Origin of the sequence: uncultured Adlercreutzia sp., from assembly GCA_910585575.1 — a bacterium.
GTDB lineage: Bacteria > Actinomycetota > Coriobacteriia > Coriobacteriales > Eggerthellaceae > Adlercreutzia.
In genome coordinates, this window is record CAJUFS010000023.1 from 16,105 (window position 1) to 37,646 (window position 21,542).

Below are 21,542 nucleotides of genomic sequence, written 5' to 3' on the forward strand. Positions count from 1 at the left end.
GAACGCCGCCGCGGGGCCGAGGCGGCAACCCTGGCTTGGGGATCCTCGGATGGCACGCGGGCCGCTTGCGCGGCCCGGCGGGGATTGCGACGCCCGGAAGCGGGCGATGGGGAAGCCATGGTGCCTCTAGAGCTCTTCCGGTCCGATCACCGTGACGCCGCCCATGTAGGGCACGAGCACCTTCGGCACCGTGATGGTACCGTCGGGGTTCTGGTAGTTCTCGATGACGGCGGCCATGGTACGGCCCACGGCCAAGCCGGAGCCGTTCAGGGTGTACACGAAGCGGCTGCCCTTGAAGTTGGCCGGATCGCGGTACTTGATGCCGGCGCGACGGGCCTGGAAATCGGTGCAGCAGCTGCAGGAGGAAATCTCCTTATAGGCGCCGTAGCTGGGCAGCCACACCTCCAGGTCGTAGGTTTTCGCGGAAGAGAAGCCGATGTCGCCGGTGCACAGGGAAATGACGCGGTAGGGCAGCTCCAGCTGTTGCAGGATGTTCTCGGCGTCCTCCACCATGGATTCCAGCTCGTCGAAGCCGGTTTCCGGCGTAGCGAACTTCACCATCTCCACCTTCGAGAACTGGTGCACGCGGATGATGCCGCGGGTGTCGCGACCGGCGCTGCCGGCCTCCTCGCGAAAGCAGGGGGTAAAGGCGCAGTAGTGCAGCGGCAGCTTGTCGGCGTCGAGCACCTCGCCCGCGTGGAGGTTCGTGAGCTGCACCTCGGCCGTGGGGATGAGGTAGAGCCCCTCGGTGGTGTGGAACAGGTCCTCCTCGAACTTCGGCAGCTGGCCCGTGCCCGTGAGCGTGGCGGCGTTGGCCATGGCCGGCACCCACCACTCTTTGTAGCCGCGAGAGGTGTGCTGATCGAGCATGAAGGAGATGAGGGCGCGCTCAAGACGGGCGCCCATGCCGCCCAGCACGTAGAAGCGGCTCTCGGCCAGCTTCACGCCGCGCTCGAAATCGATGATGCCCAGGGCCGGCCCCAGATCCCAGTGAGCCTGGGCCTCGAAGCCCTCGGCGGCGAAATCGCGCGGAGTGCCCCAGCGGCGCACCTCGGGGTTGTCGTCCTCGTCCTCGCCCACGGGGGTGGAGGCATCCACCAGGTTGGGAATGGACAGCATGAGGGCGTCCACGGCCGCTTCAGCCTCGGCGCGCGCGTCGGCGGCAGCCGAGAGCTTCTCGTTGATGGCGCGCACTTCTTCCTTGATGGCGTTGGCCTCGTCGGCCTTGCCCTGACCCATGAGCTTGCCAATTTCCTTGGAGAGCTTGTTGCGCTCGGCCTGCAGGGCCTCTTCCTCGACGATGACCTGGCGCCGCTGCTCATCAAGCTTGGTGAACAGCTCGGGGTCGAACGAGGCATGACGGTTCTTCATGGTCTCGGCCACCTCATCGAGGTTCTCGCGAACAAACTTGATGTCTAGCATAGGACGCTCCTATCTTGGTGCCGACGAGGCGCTTTGGCCAAGCGCTGCGCCGCGCAACGGTGATTTAACCGCCCTAGTATAGCGCACCAACCGCAGATGGAGATTGCGTTTGCGGTGAAGTTGCATAGTATACTGGTGCCCATCACACCGCAAAGCGCAGCGGCGCGGCCCGAAGCAGCGCCTGACCCTAGAACGGAAGCACCATGAACATCGAAGAGCTCTATCACTTTTTGTTCGAGACCATGCCGGGCATTGGCATCCTCGTGGGCGCCGGCTTGCTGGTCAGCATCATCGTGTGCATTATTCTGGAGCACAAGACGCGCAAGCAGTACAAGAACCACGAGAAGACCGAGGACGACTGGTCCTTGTTCGACGACGACGAGGACAGCGAGTCCTAGGCCTCCGGTTCTGCCTCTCCCACGAAATCCCATTCCTCCTCGGCCCAGCGGGCACGGTCGGGTATGTTCATAACCGCGGCGACGATGCCCAGCACACCCGGCACCAGCGCGCCCAGCAACGCCGCCGGCGCCGGCAGCCACGAGCCGCCGAAGTTCCCTAAGTGAGCGGCGGCGCATACGCCGAAAAGCAGCACGACGGCCGCCGCCACGGCGCCGGCAAGGTCGAACGCCTTCGTGCCGCGCACACAGCAAAGGCTGTACACCGCAGCAGCGCCCACCCACGAAAGGCCCAGGGCCCAGGTGCTGGCCTGAGACAACAGCGCCACGCAAGCGGCCTGCGGGTTCGCCCCGAAGCTGAAGCACCACAGCGCATCCCAGTTCATCACGTCCATCGAACCGCAGCTGGCCATAATAACGGCCAGCGCGAAGGCGAAGGCCGCGCAGAGCGCCGAGGCCACCACGGGCAAAAACACGCCCGCCGTCACCGGAGCCACGGCCGCGAAGCCGAAGGAACCGAATAGCGGCTGCAACAGCACCACCACTGAGGGCGCCATGCCGCGCCGCCCCATGAGATACCACCAGCCGCCCACAATAAGGACCGTGACCAGGGCCAACAGCCACGCTTGCGAGGCAGCGAGCCCCACCACGAAAGCAGCGTAGCCGAAGAGCAGCCCCCAAGAGGGGCGGAAGGCGGCCAGAGCCGCCCCAAGGGCCACAACCACCCAGAACACGAGGGGCGCATTGCCCAGAAGCCCTAGGGGCTCCCCGCCGAACCCGTGCAGGTTGGCCAGCCCCAGGGCGGTAAGCAGCCCCACGGCAATGGCCGCAACACCGCGCCCGATCCAGGAAGCCCCGCGCGGCCCCAAGCGGTCGGCCAGGGGCGTTCCCGGCTCGCACGCAGGCGCGGGCGCCTCTTCTTCCTCGTCCTCACCCACGCCGTTCACGATGTCGGCCAGGGCCTTCTTTCCCTTCCGCGTGCTGCCCAGCAGCGGCAGCAGCGCCTCCGAGAACGCCGCCACCGACTCGTAGCGCTCGTCCTTTTCCGGATCGAGGGCGGTGAACATGATGTCGTCAGCCTCTTCGGCCAGCTCGTCCCAGCACAGCGACGGCAGCACGAGCTCGGCGTCCTCGATGGCTTCCTCTGCCGCATCCAAATCGGGAGCGAAAAACGGGTTCGATCCCGTGAGCATCTCGTAGGTCAGGCTGGCCAGGCCCCATTCGTCGGTGCGCACGTCCAGGGGCTCTTGGCGCATTTGCTCGAGGGGCATGTAGCCGATGGTGCCGCCGCCGGTAGTGCCCGAGCCGCTGGCATCCATCAGGGCGGCCAGGCCGAAGTCGGTTACCTTGACGACGCCCTTGGAGTTCACGATGACGTTTTCCGGCTTGATGTCCAAGTGCAGCATGGACTCGCCGTGGGCCGCCTCCAAAGCATGGGCCACCGAGGAGAACACCGAGGCCACCATGTCGAGGGTAATGCCGTCGTCGATCTCGTCGATGATCTGGGCCAAGGTCTTGCCCTCGATGTACTCCATGATCACATAGGCTGTGGAGCCCTCCATGGCGAAGTCGTAGACCGTGACGATGTTGGCGTCGTTCAGGTGGGCGACGGACCGCGCCTCCTGGAGGCCGGGGATGTGCTCGAACACATCGTCGGGGTCGAGCTCGTCGGCTGGATCGATGGTGCGCGAGGCGCGAATGCCCTGCAAGTGGTCGACCCGCACCGAGCGCGCGTCGGCCGCCGTACCCTCCCAGGGCGCATCCTCGACAATCACCGAGGCCTCGTAGGGCAGCTCCTCGGAAGTCGGCGTCGCCGAGCGCTGCGAACGAGGGGGCTCCTGGAAGTTCTCGGTGCTCGCTCCCCAGGGAGCCAGGTACTCCTGCCAGGCCGCCTCATCTTCCCAGGGCGGCACCTCATCGGACGTGGCTGTCGATCGCGCACGGGTGGCGCGGCGCGCATCGCGCACCTGCAGGAACAGAGGATCGGCGGGAAAGTCGCCCGGAGCCGCCGAAGCGGAAGCGGGGGACGATTCCGACGCCGAAACGGCCGCGCCCGATGCCGTCGAGCCGGCAGCCCCGTCCTGCTCGTCTTCCAAAGCCGCCGCCATGCGCGCTTCGAGGGCAACAAGGCGCGCCCGGGCTACCTCGTCTTCCGAGAGCGTGATGCACTTAATGGCCACATCGCGTTTGAGGTGGGTGTCGAAGGCATGCTGCACGGTGCCGTAGCCGCCGGCGCCGGCCTGGCCGATAACGCGATAGCGATCGAGAATGAGCTGGGATGATGCCATGGGGCGTTACTCTCCTGGGTAGGTTTTGGGTGCATTGGGAGACCTTCGTATTGTACGGCACGGCGGCGCCTTTGCGCCAGCTTTCGTACCGCTTTTCGGCGCCCTGCGGCAAAAGTACGCAGAGGCGCCCTCGCAGGAGCGCATCCCGCCGCGCCCGCTCCGTCAAGCGGCCGAAACGCCTCGATAACGGCTTTCGAACCTTTGCGCGGCAAACGGCGCCACGCTCTCGTCCCGCGCTATGATCCAGAGACGGAACGTCCCGCCCCGGCGGCTCTTCCCCACCATTCGCACTCTTTCAGAAGGAAGGCTCTCATGCTTACCATCGGTTGTCATCTTTCAAAGCGCCGCGGCTATCTGGAAATGGCCAAGGAAGCCGTCTCCATCAACGCCAACACATTCCAGTACTTCACGCGCAGCCCTCGCGGCGGCGCCCAGGCCAAGTTGGACATGAAGGACGTGGAAGCCTATAAGGCCTACGCCTCCGAGCACGGCCTTCACGACGTTTTAGGCTATGCTCCCTACGACACCGACCCCGCCACGGACAAAATGAACGAGCGCGACTTCGCCCTCATGGTGTACTCCGAGGATATGGCCCGCCTGGCCGAGGTGGACGGCGGTTTGTACCTGGTGCGCCCCGGCAGCCGCCTGGACATTAGCGTCGACGAGGGCATCAAGGACGTGGCCGACGCGCTGAACAAGGTGCTTACCCCCAGCCAGAAGGTCACCGTGCTGCTGGACACCATGGCCGGCGAGGGCACCCAGGTGGGCTGCAACTTCCAGCAGCTGGCCGCCATTATCAAGCAGGTTAATCTTTCCGACCACGTGGGCGTCTGCTTCGACGCGGCCGCCGTGTGGGCCGAGGGCTACGATATCGTGAACGACCTGAACGGCGTCTTGGAAGAGTTCGATCGCACCATCGGCCTTGACAAGCTGCGCGCGGTTCACCTGAACGATGCCACCCACGAGCGCGGAAGCCACGTCGACCGCCATGCGCGCATCGGCGAGGGCAAGATCGGCTTCGACGCCCTGGCCGCCCTGGTCAATCACCCGAAGCTGGCTGGCGTCCCCTTCTATCTGGAAGAGCCCGAAAGCACGCTGGTCATCTACGAGCGCGACATCGCCCGCTTCCAAGAGGCCTACCAAGGCAAATAGCTTTTTCAGCCACAGCAGACAAAAAGGCCTCCCCGTCCATGACGGGGAGGCCTTTTCAGTGGGCAGAAGTGCTAGCGGGCGTGGCGGCCGCGGCCGGGAGCCACGGCGGCTGCGGGATTCGTGGGAACCGCCGTGGCCGGAGCCGTGCGGGGCACCGCCGTACCGCGCATCGGTCGCACGGTGGCGCCCATGGGGCGCTGGCCGGCGGGCACCCCCGCGGCCGAGCGCATTCCCGGCTGGGCAGCAGCGCGCTGCACAGCGGCCGCTTCCTGGGCACGACGGGCAGCACGCGCCTCTAGCTCGGCAGCGGCGCGCGCGGCAAAGGCGCGCTCGGCCTCGCGCCGCGCCTTGCGCGACATCTTCCTATCGGGAATCACGATGGGCTGCTGGCCCAGGGCCGAGCCCTGCACCCAAGCGTCCACGTCTTCGCGGGCCGGAACGCCAGGAGCCGTGGCAGGGCGCGGAGCCGGGGCCCCATAGGCCCCGCGAGGACCCGCAGTCCCCTGCGGTTGGCGCGGATTGGCGGCGTTCGGCGACGGAGCGGGGGCGGGACCCGAAGCGGGGGCCGGAGCAGGACCCGGCTGGGCCACTCCCGCCGGAGCTGCCGCGGGGCGAGCAGCCGCCGGACGCTGAGGCGCAGACCCAGCAGCTGGAGCCGCCGCGGGGCGGGGCGCCTCGCCTGCCGGGGCCGCGGGCCGAGGACGGCCTCCCCCGTAGCTGCGCGCCGCGTTGTTGCGGCGCCCCATGACCATTTGCATTTCCGCCACTTTGCGACGCTCGGCCTCCAGGCCATCGGCCATGCCGCGCATACGGCGATCGAGGGTGGTAATCCAGAAGCACAGGGCCAACACGGCGACGGCAAGCACACCGAGACCAACGGCTACCAGGCCAAAAGGCGAAGAGAGGAATTCAAACACGGGACGACCACTCCTGAACGGGAACTTCGATAGTTATAAGCGATGATACACGGCGCCTGACCGGTTGTCGATACAAAAACAGCCCAGATTCGCCTAGCCAGCGGCCGGTGCGGGCTCGTCCGAACCGCCGCCCGCCCCTTCCAAAGACACCTGGGCAACCAGCTCGGTGAGCTCGGCCATGGTCTCCTCGTTGCGCGCCGTCTCCGCCGCCAAGTCGGCTTCCACCACCGCCGTATCCGCGACAGCCACTTCGGCCGCCTCGCAGTGTGCGCAGCCGGGGCAGCGCAGCGTCACCTGCGTGCCCACGCCCAGCTCGCTGGTGTACACCATCTGCGCGTCCGGGCCGAAGAAGCCGATCATGCGGTCGTGCACGTTCTTCACCGCAATGCCCAGCCCCGTGGACGATTCCACCTGGGTGATGTTGGCGCAGGTTTCCTCGGTCATGCCCACGCCGTTGTCGCCGACCACGATAATGACGTCGTCGCCGTCCACCGAGGCGTCGATGGTGATGACCAGCTGGCGCTCGGGAGCCATGGCGTGCTTGATGGCGTTCTCCACCAAGGGCTGCACCAAAAACGGCGGTACCATCATGTCCTGGATCTCGGGAGCGGCGTTCACCTCGAGCGCCAAGCGCTCATCGCCAAAGCGCGCCAGCTCGAAACCGAAGTAGCGCTGCACCTGATCCAGCTCGCGCCCAAGGGAAATGCGCTCGGTGGAATCCTCGAGCGTGCGGCGGTAGAAGACAGCGAACTCGCGCAGCAAGGTGCGCGCCTTCATAGGATCGGTGCGGATGAACGAGGCGATGGTGTTGATGGTATTGAACAAGAAATGGGGGTTGATCTGAGTTTGGAGCATCTTCAGCTCCATGGAGGTAGCCAACTTGCGCTGGGTTTCCATTTCCACGGCGGCCATCTGCGTGGCCAGCAGCTGGGCGAAGCCCTGGGCAATGGAGCGCTGGGTCTCCGTGATCTTGTTCGCGTTGCGGTAGTAGAACTTCAGCGTGCCCTCGACGCGGTCGCCCACCCACAGAGGCACGACGATGGCCGCCTTGATGCGGCTCGTCTCGGCGGGAACGGGCAGGCCGATTTCCTGCGGCGTCATCAGCACCAAGGTCTCGCCGCCGCGGATGGCCGCATGGGTGGCCTGGGTGCGAATGGGAATACCGGCCGGATTGTGGGCTTCCTGATAGCCCGCATAGCCGAGCACGATGTCGCGGTTCGTCAGCGCCACGGCAATGGCCGAGGTATTGGGCAGCAGCAGCTCGCACACTTCCTGCGAGGCTTTCTCAGTCAGGCCCTCGCCCATGGCATCGATCATGGAGCTGGCCATTTGCAGCATGGCGTCCGATTGCAGGGCGCGCACGGAATCGGGATCCATCATCAGGCGAATGACCACGACGATGGCCACCGTGAACACCGTGCCCGCCGCCCCCAGCACAATGGCCGGCGCCTCGGGCAGCATGAAGGCCCACACCAAGGTGATAGCCGCCAGGGCCGCAATGGTGACGGCAAGCATTTCCTGGTTGAATTTGGGAATGCCGATGCCTCGCGTCCACGTGCTCTCAGTTTCGCGCGCTCCCATGGGCATCCCTCCTGCTCATCATTGATATTGCGTCAGTATAGCCAACTTTCGCCCAAGATGCATCCGCCATGGCCGTCGGAAGCCCCGGTCCCGCTAGCCCCAAAGGCCCAGCTGGTTCACGACGAGGAGCACCGCGGCCAGAACGAGAAAGCCGCTGAACAGGAACCGCAAGGTGCGCTCGGGTACCCGGGGAATGAGGCGGGCGCCGAGGGTTGCTCCGGGAATGGAGCCACAGGCCACCGCAATGCCGGCAATCCAATTGATGTTGCCGAGCATGGCCTGGGTGATGACCCCGGGCACCGCCAAAATCATGACTGCAATGAGCGACGTGCCCGAGGTGAGCTTCATGGGCACGTGAATGAGCGACATCATCAGCGGCACCATGATGAAGCCGCCGCCGACGCCCACATAGCCCGAGGCCAAGCCGGCCGCCAGGCCGATAGCGAAGCCCATGCCCATCTCGCGCCACCCGATGGCCGGGGCCGCCGCCTGTGCGGCCGCGATCTCGGCCGCCCGCGCCTCGGCCTTCGCCGTCTCGGCGGCCGCCAGCTCCTCGGCGCTGAGGGCCGTCGCTTCCCGCGAGGCGCCCTTGACCGGCTTCGGCGCGGCGAGCGCCTTGCGGAACATGGTGACGGACGAGTAGGCGATGATGAGCGCCGCCGCCCCCATCACGCACCAGTCGGGCGACACGGCCGCCAACCCGACGCCCACCGGCGACATGCAGGCGCCGCCCAAGCCGGCGGCAACGCCCAACTTGGGAAGACATGTTTTATGGCGGATATGGGAAAACGCCCCCGAAAGCGAGGTGGGGATAATAGTGAACAGCGAGGTGGCCGTGCACATGAGCGAGTCCATGGCGTAGCCCAGCTTGAACGCCGGCACCAGCAGCATGCCGCCGCCAATGCCCAGAAGCCCGGCCAGCACGCCTACGACCAGGCCAACCGCCAGCGAAACGACGAACATAACGAAGAGGGATTCCACGGCGCTGCGCTACTCCTCGATGTTGAGACGGATTTCAGTGGTCATGCCGGCGTCGATGGAGGGGCGCGGCACGGCGTTGTAGGCCGCCGCGTCCTGAGCCGTCGGAGCCGGGGCGACGGGGGCCGCCACCGCGGCAGGCGCCACCGGCGCTTCTTCGGCCGCTTCGGCTTGCTGCACGCGCAGCATGCTGGAGCGCACGAGCGCCGAGGAGAGCAGCTGGTCGGACTCGAGGCGGCTCATGGCCTCGGGCCACACGTACTGGAACTCGAAGTACTTCGCACAGTGAGACTCGGCATAGGCCGAGGCCTCGCCGGCGGCCGCCCGGGCGGCGCGGCGATAGGCCTTCTTGTCGGGGCGCCCGAAGCTGCGCAGCCACGCGGTAATGCGAATGCGATTGCGCAGGCCCGGCTCCAGGAAGGGCCCGGGATAAGGTTCGAGGGACGCGGGCTTCACCTGCTGCAAGTCGATGAGCGCGCGGCTGTACTCCAGCTTGCGGTACTCGTAGAGCCAGCGGAAGATGTCCTGGCGGAAACGATCGCCCTCGCTGGTGGAGGAGGGCGGCAAATGACGCAGCACCCATTGGTTGTCGAACCAGATGTCCGACCCGTACATGCGCAGGTTGAGCATGTAATCCAAGTCTTCGCCGCGGGCAATCCACGGATCGAAGGCCAAGCGTCGGTAGGCCTCTTTGTGAATGGCCAGGCAACCGCCGCACACGTGGTTCGAGCGCGAAAGGCGCGGCCCGCGCATAGCCCCGGTGATCCACTGGTTGAAGGCGCGGCCCTGCTGCCAGAAGCGGTTGTACCATTTATCTTCCCACTTCGACAAATACGAGCCCTTGTCGTTCAGGTAGTAGCCCGTCTTCGCCAAAATGGGAATGCCCTTGCGCGTAAGCTTGCCCAGGCCGTACATGGCCTTGCGCAAGAACTGGGGGTCGTCGACTACCTCGTCGTCGTCGAGGAACACCACGGCATCGAAGCCCAAGGTGTTGGCCACCACCAGGCCCAGGTTACGGATGGCACCGTAGCCCTGCAGGCCAATTTCCTTGGAGAGGCGCTCGATGTTCAGCTGGGCCATGCGCTGCTCGACCAGAGCCAGTTCGGGGGCGCCAATGACCAAGGTGGTGACGTCGGGGTATTGGTCGGCCACCGCTTGCACCTTCTCGGCCGCCTGGGCCTCAAGCGACACATCGGCCGAAACCAGAATAATGACCAGCCCGAGCCCTTCGACTTTGCGCAGGGAGTCCAGGCAGCGGCCCAGCTCGCCCGGCTGATTGGGGGCGGTGGTGTGGTCGTAGGCCGTTACCACGTCGGCTCCGCCCCGATGACGGCGCGGATAGATGAACGTGGGGATGATGACGACGGGGTTCATGAATGTCCTTTCGAGATACCGTGCTCGAACGTTCTTATTGTAGCGGTTAGGGCGTTACTGCACGGAATTTGCAGGAAGCCCGTCACCGTGCCCTCAGCGAGAGCGCTTGCGCGCAGCGGCCCCCTTCCGTCCGCGCTTGCTGGCCGGCGGCTGCTCCTTGCTCATGCGGCGCGCCTGTTCGCGGCGCTCTTTCACCGTGGCCATTTCCTGCTTCAAAGCCAGATAGGATGCCAGGCGCTCCTCCGAAAGATCCCCCGCTTCCACGGCAGCGCGCACGGCGCATCCCGGCTCGCCGCCATGCTGGCAGTCGCGAAAGCGGCACTGTTCGGCCAGAGCGGCAATGTCGGGGAACGCGGCCTCGATGCCGGCATCGGCGTCCCACAGACCCAGGCCGCGAACGCCGGGCATGTCCACAATGCGCCCCGCGCCGGGCACGGTCACAATTTCGCGGCTCACCGTGGTGTGGCGCCCCTTGCCGTCGGCCTCGCGCACCGCGCCCACATCGAGCACCTCGGAGCCCACGAGCATGTTGATGAGGCTCGACTTCCCCACCCCCGAACGCCCGATGAGCACCGTGGTGGTGCCAGGCGTCAGAAGGGCGCGCACCGCCTCGATGGAAGCCGGATCTTGCTCGGACACCACGAGCACTGCGGTGTCGGGGCCCGCCAAGGCCCGCACCCGCTCCAGCAACTGCTCGGTGGCGGCATCGTCCTCGGCCAAGTCGGCCTTGGTCAGCACCACCGTGACCGCCGCCCCGGTTTCGAAGGCGAGCACCAACTCGCGCTCGAGGCGACGCAGGTTCACCTCGGAAAGCGGCTGGGCCACAATGACGCGCTCGAAGTTAGCGGCCAGCACCTGGGGCACTGCGCGCTCGGTGGGGTCTTTGCGCACGAACTCGCGCGTGCGCGGGGCAATGGCCTCGATGACCCCCTTGTCATGGGCATCGGGCACCGACACCTCCACGCAATCGCCGATAACCGCGCGCACGTTCTCGCCCTTCACCAGCGCAGTGGCATGCTCGCACCGCAGCGTCTCGCCGTCGGCGAACCGCACGAGCGGATAGCCGCGATCAAGCTTGATGACCTCTCCGGAACGCCAGGTGTCGGCCATTAGCGCTGCCCCTCCCTCATGCGATGGAATACAAGCACCATAACGCCGCCGATGAGCACCAAGATGCCGCCGGGAATGAACGACTTGGGGTCGAGCACCTGCTGGGTGATAGAGCCCTTCTCCACCACGCTCACGGTGTCGGCGTGGAGGTCGGTCAGGCCCTCGTGCTCGGGACACGCCAGGTGAAAGGTGCCGCGCACTTGCAGGGTGGTGCCCTTGCGCCCGTAGGAGCCATAGGTGTCGATGAGCTCGGTGAACTCTTGCGTGAGGAACACCGGGATCTCGGCGTAGTTCTCTTCGTTGGACTGCAGGACGATCCAGCAGTAGCCCGGATCGAGCTCGGCCTTCAGACGGTCGCCTACCACTTCGGCCGACACCTGCACCGTCTGCTCGTTCAAGTAAGAGTCGGCCTCTTGCAGCGCCGAAATAGAGGTGTCGTAGATAAACGAGCTGTCGGGCTTTTGCTGCGGGTTCACCAGGTTGTCCGGGTTGCGCTCGGTGCCAAAGACCGGATCGGCCACCAGGCCCGGGGCCTGGGCGGCCGCTTCCGCCGCCTCCTCGCCGTCGTCGGAGTTCTCGCCATCAACCGCCTCGCCTTCGCCCTCCCCGGCCGTCGACGCATCCTGGTCGGCGTCGGCGGGCGCCTCCGCTTCCGTCGCGGCATCGCCCTGATCGCCAGCCGCTTCATCCTCGCCAGCATCCTGGTCTTCCGCCGGAGTCACCACGCCGGTGTCGTCGGTGGGAACGTCGGGATTGTTCAAGTTCGCCGCCCAGGCGCTTGCCCCCGGCATGCCCGTGCCCAGCGTCAGAGCAAGGACCACCAACGCCGCCAGCAGGGCGCGCGACGCACGACCCTTCCCGCCCGTACCAGCAAACGCCCTCATGAGCGCCTCTTATCCGACACGGATGTGCGACGGGGGATGAGCGACGCGCCCACTTCCACGATAAGCGCCAGCAGCGTGACGAACTCCAGACGGCCGGCCCACATCTGCAGGATGTAGAAGAGCTCCAGGGTCGGGGCCATGCCCGGCGTGGCCAGCCCCGTGATGATGCCGCCGTTGGAGGTCATGGCCACCGACTCGAAGATAGCCTCGGTGGCCTCGAAGCCGTGGGCAATGCCCACAAGCGTGCCGATAACGTAGGTGAGCACGAAGAGGATGAACACCGTCATGGCCTCTTTCACCACTTCAGGCGTGAGCGTGCGACGTCCCAGATGATTGTAGGCCACCACCACGCGCGCCGAATCGGGGGCGAGGGCCTCCTTCACCGTGGACACGATGGACTTGAAAATAATGCCCACGCGCGAGAACTTGATACCGCCGGCGGTGGAGCCAGCGGCACCGCCGACGGCCATAATGAACGCCAAGGTGAGGAAGGCGCCCGTGGTGAAGGCCGTGGCCGTGGTGAGCTGGTTCACAGTGACCACTTGGAAGCCCGTGGTGGTGAAGGCGGAGATGACCATGAACAGGCCGCGGCGCAGCAGCGCCAGCATGTCCGAGAACAGCGTGCTGGACGCCATGGAGGCGGTGAACACCAAGGTCATAACCGCAATCCAGAAGATCATGGTCTTCGTTTCGAAGTCGCGGAAGAACGCGGACGGGCGCCCCTTCCATACCTCGGCGTGCACCACGAAGCTGATGGAGCCCAAAATCATGAGCACCATGAGGATGAACTCCAAGGGGAAGGAATGGTAGTACATGATAGACAGCTGCATGGGGGTAAAACCGCCCGTCACAAAGCCCGAGATGGACACCCATAGGGCGTTGAGGAAGGCGCGCGCCGGCTCCATACCCAGCACCAGGCAGATGCCCGTGATGACGATGGTGGCCAAAGCCACCACGATGACGGTAATGCGGGCGATGAACTGGGTGGTTTGCACCACATTGGGCACCACGTGCTCGCTGCGCCCCTCGGAGGTGAACAGCGACGCGCCACCGCCTTTGCCGAACAGGCCAAAAGACAGGGCCACCACGATCAAGCCCAAGCCGCCCAAAAAGTGCATGGTGAAGCGGAACATGTTGTCGGCATAGGACAGATGGTCGAGGTCGACCACTAGGCTGGCACCGGTGGTGGTAAGACCCGATACGCCATCGAAAAGCGCATCGAGATAAGTGACGTAATGCCCCGAGAAGTACAGGGGGATGGAGGCGAACAAGGCCAGCACCACCCAGGCGAAGCCCGTTACCGCCAGGGCCTGACGACGGCTGAGGCGCCCGGGCTCGATGCGCAAAAAGCGCAGGCTGCAGCCGGCCACCATGGTAATGCCAATGGCCAGCAAATAGCGGGCCGCGGGCTCCCACTCTTGGAAGATGAGCGCCGTGGCCAACGGCACCGCCATGAGCACGGCGAAGAACAGAATGAGGGTTCCCAGGTAATGACCGATGACCCGCAGGTCATAGAGCGTGAATCGCTGCCACATACGCCGCGCCGCCTACCCGAACACAATGCGCACGAGACCCATGATGATCCACAGCGCAATAAGGAAGCTGACGATGGCCAGCAGCATGAGGACGATAGAAGCCAACGGCGAGATGGGCCGCAAATCGGGCTGGAGGCGCGCCATGGCTACCGCCGCCCCGTGGCATATGTGAGCAAAAAAGTCATGGGGGTATTCTAGTACATCCCCCGTTCCAGGTCATCAACGGTTACCCTCTTGGTATGCTGAAGGGCATTCACCGCCGGAAAGGACTTCCATGATTGACGCCACTGCCTTCACCGCCCAGCTGCAGGCCCTCGTTGGAGAGAGCGCCGTGCGGCCCAACGAGCCGCTGGCCGCCCACACCACCTTCCGCATCGGCGGCCCGGCCCAGTGGCTCGTGCTGCCCCGCACCGAAGACGAGGTGGCCGCCGTGGTGGCCGCCTGCCGCGAAGCCGAGGTGTCCCTGCGCATTTTGGGGGCGGGCTCCAACGTGCTGGCCCCCGACGAGGGGCTGCCCGGCGTTACCATGAAGCTGGCCGAGAACTTCGCCGCGGTGGAAGTGCTGCCAGGCGGCCTGGTGCGCGCCCAGGCCGGTGCCACCAACGAGGCCGTAGCTGCCGTCGCCCGCGACGCAGGCCTGGCCGGCTATGAGTTCGCCTGCGGTATTCCCGGCACCATCGGCGGCGCGGCCATCATGAACGCCGGTGCCTACGAGGGGCAGTTCTCCGACGTGGCCGTAGAGGTACACTGCCTGACGGCCGAGGGCGAGCCCGTTACCCTGGCGGCCCCCGAAGCAGCCTGGGGCTATCGCACCAGCCGCATGATGCACGAGGGCATGGTGGTGCTGTCCGCCACGCTGCAGCTGCGCGCCGACGCTTCCGAGGCCGTCGCCGCGCGCATGGCCGATCTCACCCAGCGCCGCGAAGAGAAGCAGCCCCTGGACATGCCCAGCGCCGGCTCCACCTTCAAGCGCCCCGAGGGCCACTTCGCCGGGAAACTTATCCAAGATGCGGGGCTGCAGGGGCTGTCCGTGGGCGGCGCCCAGGTGTCCACCAAACACGCCGGTTTCGTAGTGAATACCGGTAACGCCACCGCCGCTGACGTCCTCAGCCTCATCGCCGAAGTCCAGGCCCGCGTCCTCGCCAACAGCGGCGTGCCGTTGGAGCCCGAAGTGCGACTGTGGTCGTAGAAGCCTACACCGCGCCCTCCAGCGGCAAAATCATCGCCACTTCCGTCCCGTTTTCACAGGGATGGCCCTCGATAGTGCCGCCATGCAGCCGCACATAGCCCGCCGCCACCGCCAAGCCGATGCCCGTCTGGCCGCCAGGGCCCGTCGCGAAACGCTCGAACATGACCCGTGCCTGCTCAGCCGATATCGGCACGCCGTCGTTGAATACGGAAACCACCGCCACGCGATAACGGGAACGCGCCTTCCGCTCGACCCTCAGCCCTACCGCTACCCGCGACTGCGCATAGCGCAGCGCGTTTGTCAGCACGTTGCCCAGGGCTACCGTCAACATATCCTCGTCGAAGCTGCCCACCACTGGGTCGGGCGCCTCCACTTCCACCGCAACGTCACGCAACGCGGCCATGGGCTCCAACGCCACTGCGCAGTCGTACATAACTTCGCGCAGGTCGATACGGCGAACCTCAGGGCGCACGGCCCGAGCGTCCAATCGGCTCAGATCCAGAACCGACTCCACCGTATGTGCCATGCGCTCGGCTTCGCGCGCCACCACTTCGCAGCTGTCGCGCGGGTCGATAACTCCCTGCTGAGCCCCCTCGGCATAGGCCATAATCGAAGTCAGAGGCGTCTTTAACTCATGGGAGGCATTCGCGAAGAAATCATCAAGTGCTTGATCTTTGGCGTCTAGGGCACGTAGGGCACGACGGCGCAAGCCTGCCATCAGCAGCACAACCACGGCAGCGGCGCCCATCAGCACCACGGTAGCCATCACTACCGTACGTACCTCGAATGTGACGTTCGAGAACAGCACCACCTCACCCAACTCGCTATCTTCGTAACCGGAATCGGGAACAATACAGTAGAATACCACCGCGTTCGAGCGAACCAGCAGATACACCGTTCGTTGCGAGAGCTCGTTGCGGTGCTCCTCGCAGTAATCGAGAAGCGCCTGCTCTGCAGGAAGGAGGAACTCTTCGCCACTTTCCTCGGGCAGAAGATAAAATCCCTCTGGCACCGGACTTTCCGTCGCCGACTCATCGAGATGCATGAGCCGATTCAAAGACTCTTGGGCCCCATCACCAATGCGCCACAGCTGCACCGTGCAGAAGAGCAGTGGAAGCACCAGCACGGCAACGAGAGCCGCCAGAAACAGCCCCCGTACCGCCGAAACGTTTGCCCGATGCTTGTCATTGCCGTGGTTGCGCATCAGGCATCCTGCGTTTCCGACTCAAGCGTCGTAAGCTTGAAGCCATAACCCCATACCGTCTGGATGTAGACGTCTGCCCCCGCCGCAGAGAGCTTGCGACGCAGCCGGCGATTCGTTTCCTCCACGGCACGCGTCTCGATACCGTCGTCGATGCCCCACACGGCGCGCAGCACCTCGTCTTTGGCAACCGCCTCGCCATAGCGGGCCATCAAGAACCCCAGAAATTGAAACTCAAGGGGCGAGAGCCTGATCGTCTCCCCGTTGACGACGACCGACCGCGTTTCCGCTTCGAGCCGAACATTCCCGCAGACTGTCGGACCCTCCTCGCCGTCGGCGGAAGCAAGCGTATCCAGCTGAACCCGACGCAGTAAGGCATGAATCTTCGCCGACACTACTAACGGACTAAAGGGCTTGGCAATATAATCGTCGGCCCCGAGCGACAGACCGTTAAAGTAGTCTACCTGTGATTTTTTGGCTGTGAGCACGATAACGGGCACTGCCGAGGTTTGCCGCAGACGCCGCAGCACCGTCAGGCCGTCCGTCCCCGGCATCATCAAGTCGAGCAAAACCAGATCGCATTCCGCATCCGCAAAAGCGTCCAGCAGCTCATCCCCCGTCGTAAAGGCGCTCACCTCATGACCGTCGCAGCGCAGAAACGCCGCCACCGATTCTCGAATATCCCGCTCATCTTCGGCGTAAAAAATACGAGCCATACTCACCGCCTCACCAGCCAGAACCCTGGGGTCATTATAGGGGAAGGCCCCGGAGCGTGGAAGACACTAGCAATATCGGCAAAGAGGTAGCGAACCAACGTCCCATCCCCTCTATCATCCAGTGGAAGGCGTGAGCGCCCCAAGCGCGACGAGCAAATGCCACAATTTGCGCTTCAAATGCCACAATGTGTTGCACCACCACCTTAACTCTGCATTTTCCCTGTACTGTAAGCGCTATCGATGCATCGATCGCAATCTAATAGCTTTCTGCAGGTAGCTCCTTAGGGCGCCCCAGAGAACGCGTGAAAGGAAATGCAATGATGCACCAAACTCATTCGATGAGCCGCCGCGAACTCATTGGTCTTGTCGGAATCGGCGCTTCATCCCTTTTAATTCCAGAGTTCGCATTCGCGAGCGATGGATCGGGGTCTTTAGACGAAAAGACGATCGAGCGCATCGCCCTAACTTCTCCTGACTCAATACTGGATCTATCCTCCCTCCCAGACGCTGACCAGGACAAAATTCTCCTTCAACGGACCGAAGCTGAGGCAGCTTGGATTATTTCGCTCCTAGAAAACGAGCACGGAGAAGCGCCGAGCACCCTCAGCGCAAAAAGTCGCTCGAATAAATACACCACCGTTTACGGAAAAGCCGCCTATAAAAACTCCGGCTATCGACTTGTCCCCGGACAAAAAGAAAAGGGGGTGAGTTTCAGTACTGGGGGTACCATTTATTTTGCACTTTCAGGTGGAAGTAAAATAACAATCAGCTTCGGCTTTCCGGCACCGTGGGGAACCATAAGCATGGGTGTCTCGTTTGGAAAATTCCTTGGCGGAAGCCCAGCTGTCGGAGGATACGAAGTCGATATTCCAGGAGACAAAAAACGCTATAAGGTTTGGCTCAACAACGAATACAAGTCAATTCCTTACACTATCTATTACACCGATACAAAAGGCAAGAGGAAAGTGTACGCCCGAAAATGCGGCACTCCTGTTATTGTCGGCCATGATTTCGATGCTCGTCGCGTATAGAAAGGCATCAAATGGCTATTGCGAAAAGGGCAGCCGGCAGAGTCGCCGTCGGTCTTCTTCTTCTCGTCGTGACATGCACTGCACTCATTGGTGCGCGATCGGCAATCGAGATACACAACATTGCCGAAGGTGCCCGACACGGATTCCCCTTGACGGGCACTTACCATCTCAAAATGCCAGACAGCTCTTATGATCTGTCCTTCTGGGAGGAGGAAGATGGGAGCACCATTAACTGGGGAGTCAGGAGAGCGCCCGCGATAGGAGGGGAGGTCCTCTGCCATGGGGCCGCATTGCCAACACCCGACCCCAACGTGTACATCCTCTGCGACGATGCTGGCAGCAAAGTCGGTATCGCCCACCTGGCCTATGTCGACGACGAATCTCGTGGCTCCCTTTTTATCGGAAGCATCGAAGATTCCTTCATTGAATTCCAGCGCCAAGGGAGTGTGCCCATTCGAATGATCACCTAGGAGGGCAACGGAGGCGCAAACGAGATCGCTGGATTGGGAAGGCACAGAGGAAGCTTCTCGAGGTCTCGAGACGTAGCGACCTCGAGACCTTGGAGTGCTGCTTACATGTCGAAACGTTAACCGCAAACAAAGGGGATCAGATGGGCAAATTAGCCGGAACCGCGCCTTCGGTAAAGACCGAATCAGCCGCATCGAGCGAACATGCTTTGCGCGCGACCTCTCGGGGAATCGTTCTTTTCGCAGCTGTGCTGGCGCTGACAGGGGTCGTAGCCCTAGCCGGCTGCGTCGCCACCGCTCCCGCTATCGACCCCTCTGCTTTGAAATCAGCCGCGATAAGCGTCGCGGAAACCAAGAGCAACATGGCGCAGAGCCGCATGATTTTCTACGATGATGGCCTGAATGAGATCGGCTCGCTGCCCTTTCAAGAAGCGCAGATGGAGCAGGTGTGGGGCAACGTTTCCCAAGTAGGCGATGCCGTTTACCTGGCTCCCTTCGGCGACTTCAAAACAGGAGCGGGTCACGAGGTTCTTGAAATCTCCCTGGCAAACGGCACAACCACTCGCCACGATGTCGGCGAATCCGTTCTTGCCGGCTGCGCTGCCACCGATCGCTTTGCCTTCGCCTACAACAACCTCAACGGTGCAGCGTCCCTCATTCGCTGCGATAAGCAGACGGGCGAGACAAAGAAGATCGAGATACCCGAAGATATCATCACCAACGTCACTTGCACAGAAGGAAAGGTGTGGGCCTTCGCAGACCGCGAGGTTTCCAGCGCCTCCCCCGACCCTTCCAGCACGAACGTCGAAGAGCAGGGGATGCTGTACTGCTATGACAACGACCTCAACCTGCTTGACACGTTCGACCTCAGCACCTTCGGATCGGGCATCTACCGCACGCTTGTGAAGGACAACCGCATCTTCTTTACCCGTGTGGGCGGTTCGGAAGGAAAAACCACCAGTACCTTGGGCGTATTCGATACCGCAACAGGCAAGCTAGCCACCGTTTCCCTAGACCACGCCTACGCCAACGGCCTTGCCCTCGATGGCAACAAGCTGTATATCTCCTACTGCGACGTTATCGCCGACCGCAGCAGCGCCTATGCCATTTCTGTCTACGACCTGAACGACGGCTCCCTCAACACCCATGAAGTGCCCCTCGCTCCCGTTGAAATTGCTGTCTCCCGAGGAAAGCTCTACGTTCTCGACAGCTTCAACCGCCAGCTGGCCGTCCTCGACCCCGCAACCTGCGAGGTACTGCACACCGTCGAAGTTAGCTCCATGGACAATGACTACAGTTACCTGGGCAATCTCATTCCGATGCCCGAGAAAGGGGCGGAATAGAAGCAGCTGATCGAAGGCAGTTTGCGTTTTCTGGCAAAAGCATGGACGAGTTTGCCCTGAATGAAACGTGGCCCGCAGGAGCTGCCTGCGGGCCACGTTTCGCTTGGTGCCCTTTTCGCCGTCGGGCTTTAGCCGTTACTTCGTGGAGAAGTAGTCGACGCCGCCTTCGAAGAGGGGCTGCATGCGGTTGCCGAAGGCGTTCTTGTACAGGCCGTTGCCGCTGCGCTCGGTGTGGCCCATCTTGCCCAGGACGCGACCGTCGGGACTGGTGATGCCCTCGATGGCCAGCACGGAGCCGTTGGGGTTCACTGACAAATCCAGGGAAGGCTGGCCCTCGGCATCCACGTACTGGGTGGCCACCTGGCCGTTCGCCACCATGGTATCCAGCAGCGGCTGCGGCGCCACGAAGCGGCCCTCGCCGTGGCTGATGGCCACGGTGTGGATGTCTCCCACGGCCATCTTGCCCATCCAGGGGCTCATGGTGCTGGCCACACGGGTGCGCACCAAGGTGGACTGATGGCGGCCGATGTGGTTGAAGGTAAGCGTGGCGCAATCGGCATCCATGGGGCGGATGTCGCCGAAGGGCACAAGACCCAGCTTCACCAGGGCCTGGAAACCGTTGCAGATGCCCAGCATGAGGCCGTCGCGGGCCTGCAGCAAGTCGCGCACCGCCTCGGTGACCTCGGGGGCGCGGAAGAACGCGGTGATGAACTTGGCCGAGCCGTCGGGCTCGTCGCCGCCGGAGAAGCCGCCGGGGATCATGACCATCTGCGACTCGCGGATGAGACGCGCCAGCTCATGGGTGCTTTCCGCTACGGCCTCGGGGCTGAGGTTGTTCACCACGTACACCGTCGGCACGGCACCGGCGCGCTTGAAGGCCGCGGCGGAGTCGTACTCGCAGTTGTTGCCCGGGAACACGGGGATGACCACGCGGGGCTTGCCGGCATCGACGCCCAGCAGGGCCGGACCATGATAGGCCGGCGCCGGGGCGCCCAGGTAGTCGAGGGCCGGCACCTGCTCGGCCGTGGCACGCTCTTCGGCGCTGGTGCGATAGGGGAAGACGCCCTCCATGGCGTGCTCCCACACTTCCTGCAGGCTGCGCAGGTCTACCTGGTCATCGGCGGTCGTCCACACGTACTCCGCCGTGACGGTGCCCACCGAGGCCACGGTCACGCCCACGGGCGCCTGGGGCAGCGCGTTTTCCGCCGGCACCTCCAGAAGGAAGCTGCCGTAGGCGGGGGTGAACAGGCCGTCCACGTCGTAGGTTTCATCGAAGTCGATGCCCAGGCCGTTGCCGACGCCCATCTTGAACAGCGCCTCGGCCGCACAGCCGTAGCCCGGGGTGGCCGCCGCACGCACAGAGCCCGCACCGATCAGCGACTCGACCAGATCCATGGCTGCGGCAAGCGCCTCAGGCTCGGGGGTGATGCCGTCGGCCTTGAGCGCGGGGGCGATGGCAATAACGCGGCTGCCCGCCTCCTTCAGCTCCGGCGAGATGATGCGGTCCATCTTGCCTACGGCCGTGGCGAAGCTGACCAGCGTGGGCGGCACATCCAGCTCTTCGAAGGAACCGGACATGGAGTCCTTGCCGCCGATGGCGCCGACGCCCAGATCCACCTGGGCCATAAGCGCGCCAAGCACCGCCGCCATGGGCTTGGCCCAGCGCTCCGGGTCTTGGCGCAGCTTCTCGAAGTACTCCTGGAACGTGAGGTACATATCCGTACGGTGGAAGCCCGTGGCCACCAGCTTCGCCACCGACTCCACCACGGCCAGATAGGCCCCGGTGAACTGGTTGGCGCTGCTGAGGTAGGGGTTGAAGCCCCAGGCCATGCCCGATACCGTGGTAGTCTCGCCGAACACGGGCAGCTTCGCCACCATGGCCTGGGCCGGGGTCAGCTGGCGCGCGCCGCCGAAGGGCATGAGCACCGTGGCCGCGCCGATGGTGGAGTCGAAGCGCTC

The 21,542-nt window shown here is 64.0% G+C and carries 19 protein-coding genes; 6 read left to right on the forward strand and 13 right to left on the reverse strand.

Annotation, left to right across the window (positions count from 1 at the left end; translation table 11 throughout):
• Window positions 1-126 precede the first annotated feature (126 nt).
• Window positions 127-1,422, reverse strand: coding sequence for a serine--tRNA ligase (gene serS / locus QZ307_RS04610; RefSeq protein ID WP_295996526.1), 1,296 nt, complete (start codon window positions 1,420-1,422; stop codon window positions 127-129).
• A gap of 203 nt (window positions 1,423-1,625) precedes the next feature.
• Here serS and QZ307_RS04615 point away from each other — a divergent pair, with 203 nt between their 5' ends.
• Window positions 1,626-1,820 (forward strand): DUF6724 family protein, encoded by a 195-nt coding sequence (locus QZ307_RS04615; RefSeq protein WP_295996528.1) that lies wholly within the window; start codon window positions 1,626-1,628, stop codon window positions 1,818-1,820.
• On the opposite strand, the gene QZ307_RS04620 is transcribed toward QZ307_RS04615, so the two are convergent.
• Window positions 1,817-4,105, reverse strand: coding sequence for a serine/threonine-protein kinase (locus QZ307_RS04620; protein WP_295996531.1), 2,289 nt, complete (start codon window positions 4,103-4,105; stop codon window positions 1,817-1,819). The two genes, QZ307_RS04615 and QZ307_RS04620, sit on opposite strands and share 4 nt — an antisense overlap.
• Window positions 4,106-4,417: 312 nt before the next feature.
• Between QZ307_RS04620 and QZ307_RS04625 the strand changes: the two genes are divergently transcribed.
• On the forward strand, window positions 4,418-5,257 hold the full coding sequence (locus QZ307_RS04625) for a deoxyribonuclease IV (RefSeq protein ID WP_295996532.1): 840 nt from the start codon (window positions 4,418-4,420) through the stop codon (window positions 5,255-5,257).
• A gap of 71 nt (window positions 5,258-5,328) precedes the next feature.
• Here QZ307_RS04625 and QZ307_RS04630 read toward each other — a convergent pair whose 3' ends face one another.
• From QZ307_RS04630 to QZ307_RS04665, 8 genes are all read right to left on the reverse strand, one after another.
• The gene (locus QZ307_RS04630) at window positions 5,329-6,174 is read right to left on the reverse strand and encodes a hypothetical protein (RefSeq protein WP_295996535.1); all 846 of its coding nucleotides are present in this window, start codon (window positions 6,172-6,174) and stop codon (window positions 5,329-5,331) included.
• Window positions 6,175-6,267: 93 nt separating this feature from the next.
• Window positions 6,268-7,755, reverse strand: coding sequence for a histidine kinase (locus tag QZ307_RS04635; protein ID WP_295996537.1), 1,488 nt, complete (start codon window positions 7,753-7,755; stop codon window positions 6,268-6,270).
• Between the two features lie 93 nt (window positions 7,756-7,848).
• A complete protein-coding gene (locus QZ307_RS04640; RefSeq protein WP_366143038.1) occupies window positions 7,849-8,736 on the reverse strand; it encodes a sulfite exporter TauE/SafE family protein in 888 nt (295 codons plus the stop codon).
• Window positions 8,737-8,745: 9 nt separating this feature from the next.
• Entirely contained in the window at window positions 8,746-10,107 is a 1,362-nt protein-coding gene (locus QZ307_RS04645) for a glycosyltransferase (protein ID WP_295996545.1), read from the reverse strand.
• 93 nt (window positions 10,108-10,200) lie between these two features.
• Window positions 10,201-11,217: a ribosome small subunit-dependent GTPase A gene (rsgA, locus tag QZ307_RS04650; protein ID WP_295996547.1), complete on the reverse strand. Its 1,017-nt coding sequence runs from the start codon at window positions 11,215-11,217 to the stop codon at window positions 10,201-10,203.
• Window positions 11,217-12,101: a hypothetical protein gene (locus QZ307_RS04655; protein WP_295996550.1), complete on the reverse strand. Its 885-nt coding sequence runs from the start codon at window positions 12,099-12,101 to the stop codon at window positions 11,217-11,219. Before QZ307_RS04655 ends, rsgA begins: the two co-directional genes overlap by 1 nt.
• Window positions 12,098-13,636: a potassium transporter TrkG gene (locus QZ307_RS04660; protein WP_295996552.1), complete on the reverse strand. Its 1,539-nt coding sequence runs from the start codon at window positions 13,634-13,636 to the stop codon at window positions 12,098-12,100. The genes QZ307_RS04655 and QZ307_RS04660 overlap by 4 nt, the downstream gene beginning before the upstream one ends.
• 12 nt (window positions 13,637-13,648) lie before the next feature.
• Window positions 13,649-13,780 carry a hypothetical protein gene (locus tag QZ307_RS04665; RefSeq protein WP_295996554.1) on the reverse strand — a complete coding sequence of 44 codons (132 nt, stop codon included), beginning with the start codon at window positions 13,778-13,780 and terminating at the stop codon, window positions 13,649-13,651.
• Between the two features lie 130 nt (window positions 13,781-13,910).
• Between QZ307_RS04665 and murB the strand changes: the two genes are divergently transcribed.
• Complete coding sequence (murB, locus tag QZ307_RS04670) at window positions 13,911-14,825, forward strand: UDP-N-acetylmuramate dehydrogenase (protein WP_295996557.1); 915 nt, start codon at window positions 13,911-13,913, stop codon at window positions 14,823-14,825.
• A 4-nt stretch (window positions 14,826-14,829) separates the two neighbouring features.
• Here the strand turns inward: murB and QZ307_RS04675 are convergent, their stop codons facing one another.
• The gene (locus tag QZ307_RS04675) at window positions 14,830-16,029 is read right to left on the reverse strand and encodes a HAMP domain-containing sensor histidine kinase (RefSeq protein WP_295996559.1); all 1,200 of its coding nucleotides are present in this window, start codon (window positions 16,027-16,029) and stop codon (window positions 14,830-14,832) included.
• The gene (locus QZ307_RS04680; RefSeq protein ID WP_295996560.1) at window positions 16,029-16,742 is read right to left on the reverse strand and encodes a response regulator transcription factor; all 714 of its coding nucleotides are present in this window, start codon (window positions 16,740-16,742) and stop codon (window positions 16,029-16,031) included. Before QZ307_RS04680 ends, QZ307_RS04675 begins: the two co-directional genes overlap by 1 nt.
• Before the next feature lie 317 nt (window positions 16,743-17,059).
• On the opposite strand from QZ307_RS04680, the gene QZ307_RS04685 reads away from it, so the two are divergent.
• The 3 genes from QZ307_RS04685 to QZ307_RS04695 all read left to right on the forward strand — a co-directional run bounded on the left by QZ307_RS04685 (window position 17,060) and on the right by QZ307_RS04695 (window position 19,583).
• Window positions 17,060-17,773 carry a hypothetical protein gene (locus QZ307_RS04685; protein WP_295996562.1) on the forward strand — a complete coding sequence of 238 codons (714 nt, stop codon included), beginning with the start codon at window positions 17,060-17,062 and terminating at the stop codon, window positions 17,771-17,773.
• 11 nt (window positions 17,774-17,784) lie between these two features.
• Entirely contained in the window at window positions 17,785-18,243 is a 459-nt protein-coding gene (locus QZ307_RS04690; RefSeq protein WP_295996566.1) for a hypothetical protein, read from the forward strand.
• Window positions 18,244-18,602: 359 nt separating this feature from the next.
• Window positions 18,603-19,583, forward strand: coding sequence for a hypothetical protein (locus QZ307_RS04695; RefSeq protein WP_295996569.1), 981 nt, complete (start codon window positions 18,603-18,605; stop codon window positions 19,581-19,583).
• Window positions 19,584-19,718: 135 nt separating this feature from the next.
• Here QZ307_RS04695 and QZ307_RS04700 read toward each other — a convergent pair.
• A partial coding sequence (locus tag QZ307_RS04700; protein ID WP_295996572.1) for a phosphoribosylformylglycinamidine synthase subunit PurQ occupies window positions 19,719-21,542 on the reverse strand: 1,824 nt, incomplete at its 5' end.